The 13,697-nt window shown below is 68.4% G+C and carries 11 protein-coding genes; 2 read left to right on the forward strand and 9 right to left on the reverse strand.

The genetic code is table 11. The features are described from left to right. From ENSA5_RS06115 to ENSA5_RS37120, 7 genes are all read right to left on the reverse strand, one after another. The coding region (locus ENSA5_RS06115) for a hypothetical protein (RefSeq protein ID WP_146155384.1) at positions 1-598 on the reverse strand (598 nt) is incomplete at its 3' end. Between the two features lie 62 nt (positions 599-660). Continuing rightward, entirely contained in the window at positions 661-2,172 is a 1,512-nt protein-coding gene (locus ENSA5_RS06120; protein ID WP_181197426.1) for a hypothetical protein, read from the reverse strand. A 23-nt stretch (positions 2,173-2,195) separates the two neighbouring features. Continuing rightward, positions 2,196-3,056, reverse strand: coding sequence for a hypothetical protein (locus ENSA5_RS06125; protein WP_106390689.1), 861 nt, complete (start codon positions 3,054-3,056; stop codon positions 2,196-2,198). Continuing rightward, on the reverse strand, positions 3,053-4,489 hold the full coding sequence (locus tag ENSA5_RS06130) for a serine/threonine protein kinase (RefSeq protein WP_106390690.1): 1,437 nt from the start codon (positions 4,487-4,489) through the stop codon (positions 3,053-3,055). Before ENSA5_RS06130 ends, ENSA5_RS06125 begins: the two co-directional genes overlap by 4 nt. Continuing rightward, positions 4,486-6,192 (reverse strand): serine/threonine-protein kinase, encoded by a 1,707-nt coding sequence (locus tag ENSA5_RS37110; protein WP_106390691.1) that lies wholly within the window; start codon positions 6,190-6,192, stop codon positions 4,486-4,488. Before ENSA5_RS37110 ends, ENSA5_RS06130 begins: the two co-directional genes overlap by 4 nt. A gap of 147 nt (positions 6,193-6,339) precedes the next feature. Beyond that, positions 6,340-8,394, reverse strand: coding sequence for a CRTAC1 family protein (locus ENSA5_RS37115; RefSeq protein ID WP_181197427.1), 2,055 nt, complete (start codon positions 8,392-8,394; stop codon positions 6,340-6,342). Between the two features lie 178 nt (positions 8,395-8,572). Continuing rightward, positions 8,573-8,722: a hypothetical protein gene (locus tag ENSA5_RS37120; protein ID WP_181197428.1), complete on the reverse strand. Its 150-nt coding sequence runs from the start codon at positions 8,720-8,722 to the stop codon at positions 8,573-8,575. A 491-nt stretch (positions 8,723-9,213) separates the two neighbouring features. On the opposite strand from ENSA5_RS37120, the gene ENSA5_RS37125 reads away from it, so the two are divergent. Both ENSA5_RS37125 and ENSA5_RS35660 read left to right on the forward strand, forming a co-directional pair. Further along, the gene (locus ENSA5_RS37125; RefSeq protein ID WP_181197429.1) at positions 9,214-10,416 is read left to right on the forward strand and encodes a hypothetical protein; all 1,203 of its coding nucleotides are present in this window, start codon (positions 9,214-9,216) and stop codon (positions 10,414-10,416) included. A 16-nt stretch (positions 10,417-10,432) separates the two neighbouring features. Further along, positions 10,433-11,839, forward strand: a complete 1,407-nt coding sequence (locus tag ENSA5_RS35660) for a Vgb family protein (RefSeq protein WP_181197430.1) — start codon at positions 10,433-10,435, stop codon at positions 11,837-11,839. 147 nt (positions 11,840-11,986) lie between these two features. Here the strand turns inward: ENSA5_RS35660 and ENSA5_RS06150 are convergent, their stop codons facing one another. Both ENSA5_RS06150 and ENSA5_RS06155 read right to left on the reverse strand, forming a co-directional pair. Beyond that, positions 11,987-12,643 carry a hypothetical protein gene (locus tag ENSA5_RS06150; RefSeq protein WP_106390693.1) on the reverse strand — a complete coding sequence of 219 codons (657 nt, stop codon included), beginning with the start codon at positions 12,641-12,643 and terminating at the stop codon, positions 11,987-11,989. Between the two features lie 10 nt (positions 12,644-12,653). Next, on the reverse strand, positions 12,654-13,676 hold the full coding sequence (locus tag ENSA5_RS06155; protein WP_181197431.1) for a YHYH protein: 1,023 nt from the start codon (positions 13,674-13,676) through the stop codon (positions 12,654-12,656). Positions 13,677-13,697: the final 21 nt, after the last annotated feature.

Below are 13,697 nucleotides of genomic sequence, written 5' to 3' on the forward strand. Positions count from 1 at the left end.
CCCCAACCCTCAAGTCATCCCGATCCAGCAGCACCCCCCCCGCCACAGCCCCGACCAAACCCAGCGACCCAAGCGCAAACCCAACGTACCCAGCCGGCCCCGGCGGCATCGCCCGCGGACCTCGCCCCGCACCCGACTGCCGAACCGACGCCTCTCCACCATCAACCTCATCCCGCGCCACAAGGGCGCGAGCGGCAGCCTTCGGCAGGATCGCCAGCCCCGCGCCAACGAGCTCCGCGGCCGTACAGCGCAGACAAGTACGCGCATCCCCCCGCTCGAGCACATCACCATCGTAGAGCGCGACCGAGTGGACCACATAAACCGGAGCCTTCGGGTTGGGCTGACCGATCTCGACCCGGACAAAGAGCTCGGCCGACTCGGACTCGACGACGATGAGCCTGAGCTCATCGACCGCCGCCGCGAGCTGCCCGTCGAGCTCGACCTCGACCGCGGCCCGCGTGTCCGTCGGCAGCGAGTCGGCGACGAGCTCGACGTGGGCGCTGACCGGCGGATCCTGGCCCCACGCGGGCGATGAGAAGCCCAGCGCGCCGATCAGCGCGGCGGCCAAGACGAGCTCAGGGTCGATCTTCAAAGGCATTGGGGTATCTCCGGCCAGGTGGTCTCAAGGCAGTCAGGTGGTCTCAAGGCAGTCAGGTGGTCTCAGGGCAGTCGGTCGGCGCCGGCGAAGTCCGGCGTGGGGTCGGCGGTCGGGCGCGTGGCCCCGTCGATGTCCGTGCATGGGTCGCCGCTTCGCCAGGTCGCCGCGGTCGAGATCTCGCTCGGGTAGCTGTCGGGGTCGAGGTGGAAGTCGCCCTCCTGGAAGTCGACGAACCAACTGCCATCGAAGTCGACGCCCGAGCTGGCCTCGGTCAGGGTGTCGACGAGGTCGAGGTTGGGGCAGTCGATCTCTGCTTGCTCGACGAGCGAGACCACGATGCTGTTGCGGATCGTCGAGTCGCTGCCCTCGGTGCACACGAAGGCGCGCGAGTCGCCGGACCCCGCCGCGAGCGTGGTGTAGACGACCGACGCCGCGCCCTCGACGACCTCGATCGCAACCTCGTTGAAGGTCGCGCCGCCCACGAAGCTATTCGCGATGCTCAGGGTCCCGCCGTCGTCCACGCGGACCCCGCCGCCGTTGTTGTTGACGATCCTGCACTGCTCGACCCACGCCTGGCCGCCGTCGATGTCGAGGCCGCGGCCGTCGTTTTGGGTCCCCGCGATCTCGACGCCGCGCAAGTACAAGACGCCCGAATCGGTCACGGCGATCGGCACGACGCCCGGGTCCCCGGTCCCTTCGAGGATCGGGCGCTCACCCTCCGCGGCGAAGATCGCAATCGTCGAGTCGACCTCGTTGGATTCCTCGTAGGGGTCTAAGCCGGCTCGCTCATGCAAGATGATCAGGGCCTCGTCGCCGACCTCGTCGAGCGCGTCGCTCAGATCGCAGTAGGGCTTCGCCGCGCTGCCCTCACCGTCGCCGCAGTCGAAGTCACCGTCGACGTGAACCACCGCAGCGGGGTCGAAGCAGCTCCCGACCGCCAGGTGGCACGCGCTGTCCGGGCATTGATCGTGAGCGCTGCACCCCACGCAAGCGTGGCTTTGCGGATCGCAGACCGGGGTCAGCCCCACGCACAGCTGCGCCTTGGCTTCGGTGCACGCCACGCACGCGTCCGCGAGGCAGACCGGCAGCTGGGGGTCGAACTCCGCGCATGCGCCGTCCGGGTCGTCGGTGCCATCGCAGCCCACGCATGCGCCGGTGTTCGGGTCGCAAAAAGGAGCCGCATCGTCGGTGCAATCGGCCGGACCCACGCAGGCCGCGTCGCCGTCGCCCGTGTCGCCGTCTTTGTCACCCTCACCCTCACCCTCGGGCGTGTCACCGTCGCCGTCGCCGGCCGTCAGACACCAATCGCCGATCGTCGCGTCCTCGTTACCTCCACACGGATAGTGGCAATCGGCGGCGGGCTGCTCGGCCACGCAGCCGTAAAATTCCTCCGATGAGGCGTCGCAGGCCGCCGACGTGCAGAACCCTCGGGCTTCCCCATAGCGCTGCGCGCAGCTTCGATCGCCCTGGTCGTAGCGGCAGTGCTCGGGGTTCGGCTCGGAGGTCACGCACGCCGAGGCCACGAACCCGAGCGAGAAGCCAACACACAAGACCAACATGGATTGCTTGAACATGACGAACGCTCTCGAGACTTGGACTAAAATTTCCCCGTGACGCCGAGACCCACGCCAGCGCGGCTGAACACGGGGTAGACGCCGGCCTCCTGAACCCGCCCCTGCCTGCGTTTTTTCGCTTGTCGGCCGAGGTCGACGGCCAGCATCGTGACCCCCGCGACCAGGGCCGAGCCCCCGACGCCAAGCAGCGCGTAGCCCGGGGACAAATGGTCCGTCGTCTCACGGAGCTCGCGCGCGCTCGGCTCGACGATCACGCCGCGACCGAGCTCGATCCCGGCGCCGATCAGCGCGCCAACCCCCAGCCCGGCGATGATCGAGCCCGAGACGCCCAGGCCCGTGATCCTCCGGGGCTCGCGGGGCTCGCCGCGGTCTCCGGCGCCGAGCGTTTCGTCTGCGCCGCGCTCGGGCCGAAGCACCTCGACAGGCTCGACAGCCTCGAATTGCGCGACCTCGGCGACGAGCGCCGCGAGCAGAGCCGGCGTGTGCTCGTTGAGCACAGGCAGCAGCCGAGCGTCGACGCACATGTGACAGTCGACCCACTCGATCGCGGCTTCACGCCGGTCGCCGTCGATGAACTCGAAGTGGATTCCATAGTCGTACTCGCCCGAGGGCAGCTCACGAAAGCGAAGCTCGAGGGTCACCGCGGCGTCGCCACCTTCGACGATCTCGAATTCAGCCTGCGCGATCCGGGGCCCAAGCTGCTCGCGGATGGTCTGGTCGAGCCCAATGCCCTTGTCGCCGAGCTCCTCGACGTCGATCTCGAGCTTCACGGTCCGGGCTTGGGGCTCGGCGGTCGGCGCCGCGGCGAGGCCTGGTCGCGGGAACATGAGCGCGACGCACACGCAAGCGCCGCTCGCAATCAGGGTTTGTATCTGCTTGTTCATTTGGGCTCCGGACGGTCGAGCTTCGTAATCGCTTCGCAGGCGTCGGCGATCGACCGAACCTTGGGATCGTCCGAGGTCGCGCCGAGCCTGGCGCACTCTCCCCAGCGACCGAGGTTGAACAGCGCGGCGGTCCGCAGCCGCGCGCGCTCTCGCTTTGACGCCCAGCACGCGCCGCGCTCGGTGTGCGCGAGGACCTGGCGCCACCGCCGTCGATCGAAGGCAGCGCGAGCTCGATCCCGAGCGCGCTCGCAAGTCGAAGCCCGCGTCGAAGCCTGGACCGGCGCCGAGCTGAGCTGGACCTCGGGCGCGGGAGCGGGCGCGAATCGGGGCGCGGGCGCCCACGGCTGTGACGGGGTGTCGGCCTCGGCGGGCCACGGCATGTGGTCCACAGTGGAGCCTGCCTCGCCGGCGAGCATCATCCATCCGCCGCCGACGGCGACCAGCAGGCCCACCGCAAGCGCGAGCAGGCCCCGTCGAATCCGGGGGGCCGGCGTTCGCCTCGACGGCGGGCGGGAGCTCGCCGCCGTGCTCGCGGACGCTGCCGGTCCCCGGCGAGGGCCGATCGCTGCGAGCCGTGCGATCACCTCGGTGATCGACGGACGCTCACCCGCGTCGCGGAGCGTGCAGTCATGGACGAGCGCCGCGAGGGCCTCGGGCACCTCGTAGGCCCAAGCGTGGATCCGGGGCACCTCAATGCCGGCCTCGCGCTGCGCCCGGATGAACTCGTCGCGATCGGAAAATTGCCGAAAGGGGTTGCGGCGCGTGATGAGCTCGAACAACAGCGTGCCAAAGCCAAATACATCCATCGCTGTTTCGGCCGGGGCCCTCGCGGCCTGCTCGGGGCCCATGTAGCCGATGGTTCCGGGGGTCTCGTGTATGCCCGTCAGGCGCCCCGGCGCCCCGGCGCCCAGCTGCGGCGCGCCGAGGTCACCCGCGTGGCTGAAGTCGAACAACTTGACCGTTCCGTCGGCGAGCATGAAGAGGTTGCTCGGCGTGAGATCTCGATGAACGATGCCGCTTTGGTGGCAAGCCGCGAGCGCGGTCGCGACCTGCCGGGCGATGTCGATGACCCGGGCCGCCTCGAGCTTGTTGCGCACGAGCAGCCAGTCGAGGACCTCACCGTGGAGCAGCTCGGTCGTGAGCCACGGCCAATTGTGATCGCGCATCCTCCCGGAGTCGCTGATCTCGACGATGTTGGGGTGACCGTGGAGGCGGCGGAGGTACGCGCCCTCGTCGATGAGTCGCTGCTCTCGCTCGGGCCGGCCGAGGTAGCGTGGGACGAGCAGCTTGAGCGCAACCTCGACGCCGAGGAGATGATCCCGGGCGCGAAAGACCCCGCTCATCCCGCCTTCGCCGAGCTTGGCGAGCAGGTCGAAGCGACCGCCCCCGGCGCGCTCGCCGACCTCCGGGAGCGCGGGCACTCCTTGGGTCATCGGGCCGAGCCTCCCGCGCGCTTCTTGGTCGCGATGCTGGTCGGGCCGAGGCGGACCTCGTAGTAGCTACCCTTGGGCAATTCCTCGATGGTCAGGCTGCCGGGCTCGAGCCAGGGGTGGCGCTTGGATTCGCGCCAGCGGACTTTGTATTTTCGTGGATGCAGCTTCGTGATCGCAACGTGGTTGTAGCGGAGCGGGCGCGACCCAACCTCAATCTCGGCCGAGGCCACGCCCGAGATCACGAAGGTGACCTCGACCTTCCGTGGCTTTGGTTTTGGCTTTGGCTCGGGCTCGGACTCGGGCTCGGACTCGGACTCGGACGTTACGGCGGGCTCGGGCTCGATTGGGGGCCTGGCCGCGGGGTCGGGCTCCGGCCGCGCCGTCGAGGTCGGCGGCTTTGACCCTGGTCCGTCGAGGTCGGGCGGATCGAACTCGGCGACGATCGCCGCGGCCGCGCGTTGGTCGACGAGCGCGCTCGCTGGTGACGCCGTCTCGTAGCGCGACGACCTCGGGGTGACGAACAGGCCGATCGTGATCCCGAACAGGAGCAACACGGCGGCGCCAAATCCATAGATGAGCCCGAGCGGGCGGGGCCGAGCGGGTCCAGACTGGGCGGGCATCTCGGTCGCGGCGGCGGCCGGGACCTGCTCGCCACCGGAGGTCCCGGGCGCCGCCTCCGTTGGTTCCTGACTTGGCGGCGGGCGAGGTGAGGTGCGCTCGAACACGAGCGGTGGCGGCGTCCAGCCGCGATATTTGCGTTTGTTCCCGCGCGCGCGCGACAGCTCCTTGGTGTTGACCAGCTCGGTCAAGCCCGAGCGTCGTTCGCCGACGAAGCGCTGGTAGAGCTCGCGCAGCTGCTGCCCGGCGAGGTGGTAGCGCGTGGTCTTTTGCAAGATCAGCGCGCGGGCATCAGCGGCGCGCGGTCGATCGTCAGGTTGGTTGGCCAGCATCTGGCGGCGGAGCTGATCGACCCAGGCGGGCGTCCCAGCCCGGTTCAGCTCGGGCACGTGTCCGTCCAAGACCAGGGTCTGGAGCCGCACGCGATTGCACCCATCGAGGAATCGGGCCCCGGTGAGCAGCTCATGGAGCACGACGCCGAGGCTGTAGATGTCGGTCTCCCGCTTGGCGCGACCGCTGAGCTGCTCCGGCGACATGTAGCGGGGGGTGCCGATCGAGCGCGACATGGTGCCCTCGACGGTCGCGGCGAAGCGGGCGATGCCGAAATCGGTCAGCTTGACCTCGCCGCTCGACGAAATCATGATGTTGCTCGGTGTCACGTCGTAGTGGATGACGCCCGCGTCCTTGCCTGCGACCGTGCGTTCGTGGGCGTACTCGAGGGCGGCGAGGACCTCGCCGACGACGTGGAGGCAGACGTCGAGCTCGAGCTGGACGCCGATCTTGTCGACGAATTCCCGGAGGTTGACGCCGTCGACCCACTCCATCACGAGGCACGGGGAGCCATGGACCTCGCTGGTGTCCGTGACCTTGACGATCCGCCCGTGGTCGAGCTGGGCGGCGATCCGGGCCTCATTGAAGAAGCGCTGCCGGTTGTCCTCGGTCTCGGCGAGGGCTGGATGCAAGACCTTGATCGCGCAGGGCATGATCATGTCCTCGCGGCCGAGGCGGACGCCGCCCCAGACTTGCCCCATACCGCCGCGGCCAAGCTTGTTGATCAGGCGGTAATTACCGGAGACATCTCTCATGACATCAAGAGTTACTCACGCCGGGCGATGGCCTGGCGCGGGGATAGTGCACGGCGCGACCTGAGCTTCAGCGCTTCGATCGCCGTATTGGATGGTGACGCGAACGCGGCGTCGGGGCTCAACGAGCCCGCCGAAACATCTGCGTACCTACTGATCCGCCAGGGTCGCGCGCTCGCCCTGGGTCACCTGATAGCGATGCCCGCCCGGGAGCGAGAGCTGCTGGGTCGTGAGCTCGCCGTCGGGCCAGCGGATCTCGACCTCGGCCGCGCACGCGGCCCCGAGCCCAAAGTGGAGCACGAGGTCGTCCTGGGCCCCGTAGTGGCCGTAGCCGCCGCCGATCTCCTGCGTCTGGGTGACGTCGCCCGCGGTCACGCGCACCCGAGCACCGATCGCCGCGCGGTTGGCCGTCACGCCCTCGAGATCGAGCTGGATCCAGTTGCCGCCGTCGCCGTACACGTTCTCGAACATGCGCACTTGCGGGGTCGCGTAGCAGTCGTTGGGCGCGTTCGCGTCGCAGCGCGCCCGCGAGTGTCCGACGATCAGGTCGAGGTCGCCGTCGCGGTCGAAGTCGGCGGTCACGACCCCGTGCGAGCGGTTGTGCTCGAAGGCGTCGGCGGTCGAGACCGCCTCGAATTGAAGCACATCGCGCTGGTGAAACAAGAGCCCGCGGTTGCCCGCGTAGTCCGAGCCGCCGACGTAGACGTCGCGCCAGCCGTCGTTGTCGAAGTCGAGGGTCGTCAGGCTCATGTGGCCCTCGTCCCAGGAGTTGCCCGTCACGTGGTCGACGACGATCCCCATCGCCTCGCGCCCCGGTCGCTCGAAGGTCACGTCGGCGGCCCCGGTGTTGATCAGCGCCTCGCTCATGTCCGAGCCGAGCCCGGCCCACCAGTGGCGGATCTCGCCCGTATAGAGGTCCATGTCGCCGTCGTTGTCGAGGTCGGCGCAGGCGGTCGCGCCGCTGTTGCCGCCGAGGCGGTAGGGCTCGCGGTCGGAGTTGTGGTTCCAGTTCGGCGTGTCGCAGGCGATCGCGGGTGAGGGCACGTCCGCGCAGCCCTCGGCCATCGGGTTGGACTGGCAGTAGCAGCGCGCGAACTGGTTGCTCTGCCACTCGTAGTTGTCGTCGCGGGCGTAGCCGGACTCGACGTTGCGGTTGTCAAAGGCCACGAAGCCGCCCTCGTCGTCGAAGCGGCCCTGCCACAGGTGGTTGGTCGAGCGGCCGTAGGATCCGGCGAGCAGCTCGGTCCAGCCGTCGCCGTTGAGGTCGCAGGCCAGCGCGCTCCAGGCCCGGCTGTGGACCGCGCCCGCGTTGAGCTCTTCGAGGGAGTTGGAGCCGTAGGTGCTGAGGCCCGAGCCGGCCGTGGCCTGGACGAAATTACCGTCGCCCGTGCCGTAGTAGAGCTCGTCTTGGATCCCGTGCTCGGTCACCCAGATGTCGATCCAGCCGTCGCGGTTGACGTCGACGAAGGACGCCCCGGCGACGATGTCCTCGCTGCTCGCGTGGCGCAGCTCGCTGTCGACGTTGGCGAGCACGTAGGTGCCGTCGCCCGCGTTGAGCATCAGCTCGCTGGTCTCGCCGAGGCTAGCGATCGGATCGGAGGTCGTGATCCCGGTGAAGATGTCGAGGTCGCCGTCGTTGTCGACGTCGGCTGACGCGACGATCTCGGCGGGCCGACCGATCCCGGGCCCGAGGTCCTGGCGCGGCGTGAGCACGCCGGAGCTCTCGGTCACGTCCTCGAACCCGAGGCCCTCCATGTTGCGCAGCAGCCAGGTGTGGCGGGTGCCGGCCCCAAAGTCGTCGCTGCGGGTCCCGCCGCGGCGCACGAAGAGGTCGGGCCAGCCGTCGCCGTCGAGGTCGGTGACGCTCAAGCGCACGCCCTCGACGCCCGTCAGGTTCCACTCCTCCGTCACCTCTGCGAAGGCCTGGGTGCCCGGCGACCAGGGATCTGCGGCGCCGCAGGAGGGCTCGACGCAGGTCCCGCTCGGCTCGTCGCAGTAGGCGTCGGCGCCACAGATCTCGCCCTCTTCGGTGCCGCAATGGCACTCGCCATCCTCGCCCCTGACGAGCCCGACCCCGCAGTCGGTCTCGCCCCCCGTCTCGGTCGCGGCGGTGTTGTTTGAGGTCTCGGTCTGGGCGCCGCCGGGCCCTGTGCACGCGAGGGTCAGCAGCGGGAGCAATGCAAGGGGCGCAAGTCGAAGGGACACCGCGGGATTGTCCCATGTTTGCCCCGCGCACGTGTCGCGCAGGGGATCGCGGGTTCGCGACTCGGGATGATGTCCGCGAGCTGCCCGGACTCGAGCGCGAGGTGGCGTCCGCCGTTCTGGGCCCGGACACGAGTCGAGATCAGGTCGCGGGGTTGACGCGCGGGCGAGAGGCCGCGCTTCAGTCCTCGTCGGGGGACTCTTGGACCCGGAGCGAAACCAGGAACTGAGCGAGCGCCTCGAGTTGGTCCTCGGTGAGATCGGCGAGGGCGTCGAGTTGATAGCAGAACTCGCGACGGAGAAACGCGACGATACGATTCGCGGAGGACAACCGCGAGCATTCTCCTCTCCACTCTCCTGCTCGATCCCCTCGCACCAGACTTGTGCGCTGACGTCCATCTGGACGCCGACAACAGGACGCCGACAACAAGCCGATCTCCGCCAGGACCGGGACCGCGCTGTCTCGTTTCTGCGCCCAAACCGGGCCGGACGCGCCCACCTGGGATGACGATGTGTGCTGCACCTTCGGGGGTGCGGGCGCCCGCCAAAATTGCGTAGCCGAGCGCTTGTCCGTACACCAAGCGACAATACGCGACGCGCTCGTGCGTCCGTGTGCCAAGAGCAGACGCGACCCCCGCCATCCGCTCGATGTCGGCGATGCCCCGGGTCAGGAAAAGGATGCGCTGGCCGGTACATGGCCCGAGAACCGGCCGCGTCGCAGGATCGAAGCCGATCGTGGCGCGCTGGCTTTGACAGGGTATCGGCGGCTGATAGTCCAAGTATGCGAATCGCGCAATTGCTACGCGCATGTTTGAGAGTGTCATGGCCCGAAACGTCATCAAGATCAATCTGGAGCTCGAACGCATTTACTGCCATGAAGAAGGAGACGGCTGGGGGAGCGCGGAGCCCTATTTGTGGGTCGTGTTCTTCAAGCTCGATGGGGAGACGGTGCAATTGACCGAGTCTCTGACGCTGTCGGGAACGGCGGTCACGCACGACACCCCGGGCAGCCACGGCAACCTCGGTGACGCCGAGGTCGGCGTGGGCGACGAGGTCACGATCCCGGCCGCGCTCGGCGAGTGGGAGACCCTCCTCAAGCCAATCGCCACCCCCGTTCGCCGGGCGAACGCGGCGGTCGATCTCGGCGGGGTCGTCGGGGCCGTGGTCATCTTGATGGAGGAGGACAACGTGACCGACGAGGGCGCCGAGGCCGGACATCAGGCCCTCAACGCGGCGGTCCGCGACGCCCTCCAGGCCGTGATCGACACGCGCAGCCTGACCAGCGAGGACCAGAGCGAGGCCGAGCTCGACGGGCTCGGCGGCGCGATCGAGGCCAAGGTCCGCGAGGCGGTCATCAACCAGCGAGACATCTTCGAGGAGCTGTGGAGCTGGCTCAACCCCGACGACACGATCGGGACCAAGGTCTTCATCTTCGATCACGACGAGCTCGAGCCCGGGACGACCAGGAGCTTCTCGCATCGCTGGCGAGACGAGGGCGACTGGGAGATCTGCGGGCACATCACCTCGGCCGCGCTGTGCCCAGCCAACGCGCTCGGCGACCTGGCCACGCGCGAGCTCGCGGCCGCCGAGCTCCCGAGCGGACTCGCGGACATGCGCGCGTTTCGAGATGGCGTCTACCGTGAGATGCCGGGCCTCGCCCGGTGGTTCGCGCTGGTCGAGCGTCACTCCACGCGAGTCGTCCGGCTCGCGCTGACGCGGCCGGAGCTGATGGTCTCGGCCCGCAAGATGCTCGAGTGGGGTGTGCTGATCGCCCGCGATCAGGAGTCGACGCTGTCGGTCGAGCACGTCCGCCACGCCGAGCGCCTGCTCCTGGCCCTGGCCGAGCATCGCAACCGACGGGCGCGCGTCGACGCCCGGCGGGCGCTGTCGATGCTCGCAACGCTCGAGGGCAAGACCCATCAGCAGGCGCTGCAGCTCCTTGCGGGGACCGCGCCCGTCCGCCGTCCGAACATCGCCATGAAGCTGCGCGCGCGAAGTCTGGCCTTGCCGAAGCTGGGCGCTTGACCCCTATACTGCGGCCATGTTCTGGCCTCGACTGGACCTCGCTTGCCTGTGTCTCGCCCTCCCCCTGGCCGCGTCGTGTGGCGGTGACGGCAGCGGCCGCAGCAGTACCGGGGTGGAGTCGGGCGTGAGCCTCAGCGGCGTCGAGACGGGGGAGGGCGTGGGCGACGGAGACGGTGACTCGGGCGACGGAGACGGCGACGGGGACCCCGGTGATGGCGATGGCGACCCGGGCGACGGCGATGGCGATGGGGTCAAGTTCGATGTCAACAGCCTGCCCGACGGCGACGGCGGCAACTGTGGCGGCGAGGGCATGGGCGGCGACTCGGCCTTCTCCTACATCTGGATCGCCAATTCGACCCAGGGCACGGTCTCGAAGATCAACACCGTCGACGGCGTCGAGGAGGGCCGCTACTGGACCACGCCCAACGAGGGCGACGGCAACCCCTCGCGGACCTCGGTCAACTTGCTCGGCGACGTCGCGGTCTCGAACCGCACGCCCGGCAGCGTGACCAAGGTCGCCGCGCTCGAGGAGCGCTGCGTCGACGCCAACAACAACGGCATGATCGACACCTCGACCGGGCCCGACGACATCCGCGCCTGGGGCGAGGACGAGTGCGTGCTGTGGAACCTGCCGATCCCCTCGCTCGACTACAACCACGGCCCGCGGCCGACGGCCTGGGAGGGCGGCAAGTTCGAAGGTGGCGACGACCCCTGCGCCTTCGACGACAACCCGCGGCTGTGGGTCGGCTACAAGAACAACGTGACCGAAAAGGGCATCTTCTTGCGGATCGACGGCGCGACCGGGCAGATCCTCGACACCGTCGAGGGCCCAACCTGGGTTGGGATCAGCGCGATGGGCCCCTACGGCGGGGCGGTCAACGCCAACGGCGACTTCATCGTCACGGGCTTGAACTACGGCAACGCGATCCGGATCGACGCCGACACCCTCGAGGTCACCGAGATCGCCGACGTGCCCCAGACCAAGTACGGCATGGGCCTCGACAAGCACGGCAACATCTGGGTCGGCGGCTACCAGGGCTCGGTGTTTCACTACGACTTCGGCGCGGACTCGTGGACAACCTTCAACGACGTCGGCGGTGGGCGGGTCAACGGCATCATGGTCGACCGCGACGGCTACGCGTGGGGCGCGGGCAGCAGCCCCTGCCGCCTGGTCCAGATCGACACCGAGGCCATGCAGACCGTCAACGGCAACATCCCGCTGCCCGGGTGCGGGAGCCCGTGGGGCATCAGCATCGATCGTGACGGGTTCGTGTGGGTCGTCGACATGTCGGCCAACGTCGCGTTCAAGGTCAACCCCGACACCTACCAGGTCGAGCTCACGGTCTCGGGCCTCATCAACCCCTACACCTACTCGGACATGACGGGCGCGGGGCTCAACCTGGTCGTGAATCCGCCGGGCTAGCAGCCCGGGGTGCAATGCCTCGCGCCGCCTCGCTTGGCCTTTTCGCCGATGGCTTTGTCGCCAAAACTTGCAGTACGCCCGAGCGCGGCGATCAGTTTGGAGTCGCCTGGCGTCGGCGTCGGCGTCGGCGGCCTCGCGGGGAGCCTCTCAGGGGTGATGAAGCTCGCTGAAGCAGGCCAGGGCCACATGCGCGACGCCTGCTTGGTGCTTCGGTGACCTCGAGCGCTCGGACGTGCGGAACAGCGAATGGACCGCTTCGGCCAGCCGCCCGCTCATGCTGGCGCTGGCGGCGGTGTTCGGCCGCGCCGAAGCCAGCGCCAGGCTACCGCGAAACTGGTTTTTTTCCGCGAGCACGATGTGGTCGTGAGAGGTCTGGGTGACCAGGCGAAGCACGTTGTGCTGGTTAGGCTGTTCACGCATCACATCGATGTGCGCGTACAGACGGGCCGCCCCTGCGGGGGGGCCGGGGATAGCGAAGCTCACGTCGCTTTGGTGGGCGGCGAGCGAGACCGTGGCTTCACCGAGCGCGACCGGCTGATCGTCGTAGCGAAGCTCGATGCCCTCGCGCAAGGCGGTGAGCACGTGGTCCTCGTAGTCCTCGAGGGTCATGTCTTGGAACGACGCGTCGGGGAGCCGCGCTTGCATGACGTGATGCATGCCATCCGTCGACATGTGGACGTCGAGGTGGCTCGCCTCGGGCCCCTCGATGAGCTCGAAGGAGGCGATGTTCGGGGCGTGGGCGGCAGCCTCCGAGCTCAGGCCCAGGGCGCCGAACATGGCCAGTACGCTGAGAAATCGATCCATGACAACGGCCTCATTCGATGCTCAAGGTCATCAGCGCCGATGCGCCCATGATGCAGGTCGGGAGGTTGGGTGCCTCCTCGTGGACCGCGTAGTAGTGATAGATCCCGTCGGGAAAGTCCTCGGTGACGCCGAATTTGCCGTTGCAGGCGTCGAGGTCGTCCGGGACCGTGCCGTCGACGAGCGGCGAGTAGATCGGGTAGCCATCTTTGGCGAATCCGACCAAGCCCTCGGTCTTCTGAGGGATGTCCGTGCAGCTCACTTCGGTGATGTCGAAGGCGTCGAGGACCGACTGAGAGTTCTCGGCGGTGAGGTGCCAGTGCCAGTAGCCGGCCGGATCCCCGTGCCCGCCGCAGGGGTCGAGGGAGGGGATGTTTCCACCGGCCGCGCCGGGGATCGGCGGTCCGTCGACGACGGACGGCGGGTGGCCGGTGAGAGGCATTCCATCGATGAGCGAGACGCCATAGAGCTCGACGATCTCGATCTCGTTGGGCGTGTCGAGCAGCTCGGGATCGACCGGGATCAGAAAGGTCAAGGTCAGGTCCATGGTCGCCATGTTCAGGCAAGACGAGTCGCCTGGCATGCCGTTCATCGCGATGTTGCCTTCATCGTCGACGATGTCATAGCCGTCCGCCTCCATCGCGTTCCAGAGCGTGTCCTTGAGCACCTGAAAGCCGGGGTTGGTCGGCCCGTCATAGACGCCGACGCCGCCGATGTCATCGATGGTCTCCGGGCAAAAGGGCCCGGAGGAGTCCTGGTAATTGGAAAATGAGATCTGGTAGCACTGGGTGTTCGAGCCGTTGTCGAGCTCGCAGTCGACGACGGTCGGGCTGACCGTGAACAGGTCTTGGTCGAAGAACTCGGGGAGCGACGGGTTGCCGTCCGCGCTGCCGGTCTCGGTCTCGGTCTCGGTCTCGGACCCGGTCTCGGACCCGGTGGTCGTGTCGGCCTCGGCACCGGAGCTGTCCCCGCAAGCGCTGGAGAGCAGGAGGAGCGACGAGACGAGGAGGAGGAGAGGGCTGGATCGATCGGGCATTGGTGGGAGCTGCTTGGGTGA

Origin of the sequence: Enhygromyxa salina, assembly GCF_002994615.1 — a bacterium.
Classification (GTDB): Bacteria; Myxococcota_A; Polyangia; order Nannocystales; family Nannocystaceae; genus Plesiocystis; species Plesiocystis salina_A.

What these genes read in the sequence shown, in the direction of transcription:
- ENSA5_RS06125 (WP_106390689.1), bottom strand. Translation starts at nt 3,056, where the DNA reads ATGAACAAGCAGATACAAACCCTGATTGCGAGCGGCGCTTGCGTGTGC.
- ENSA5_RS06150 (WP_106390693.1), bottom strand. Translation starts at nt 12,643, where the DNA reads ATGGATCGATTTCTCAGCGTACTGGCCATGTTCGGCGCCCTGGGCCTG.
- ENSA5_RS35660 (WP_181197430.1), top strand. Translation starts at nt 10,433, where the DNA reads ATGTTCTGGCCTCGACTGGACCTCGCTTGCCTGTGTCTCGCCCTCCCC.
- ENSA5_RS37125 (WP_181197429.1), top strand. Translation starts at nt 9,214, where the DNA reads ATGGCCCGAAACGTCATCAAGATCAATCTGGAGCTCGAACGCATTTAC.
- ENSA5_RS37110 (WP_106390691.1), bottom strand. Translation starts at nt 6,192, where the DNA reads ATGAGAGATGTCTCCGGTAATTACCGCCTGATCAACAAGCTTGGCCGC.
- ENSA5_RS06120 (WP_181197426.1), bottom strand. Translation starts at nt 2,172, where the DNA reads ATGTTCAAGCAATCCATGTTGGTCTTGTGTGTTGGCTTCTCGCTCGGG.
- ENSA5_RS06155 (WP_181197431.1), bottom strand. Translation starts at nt 13,676, where the DNA reads ATGCCCGATCGATCCAGCCCTCTCCTCCTCCTCGTCTCGTCGCTCCTC.
- ENSA5_RS06130 (WP_106390690.1), bottom strand. Translation starts at nt 4,489, where the DNA reads ATGACCCAAGGAGTGCCCGCGCTCCCGGAGGTCGGCGAGCGCGCCGGG.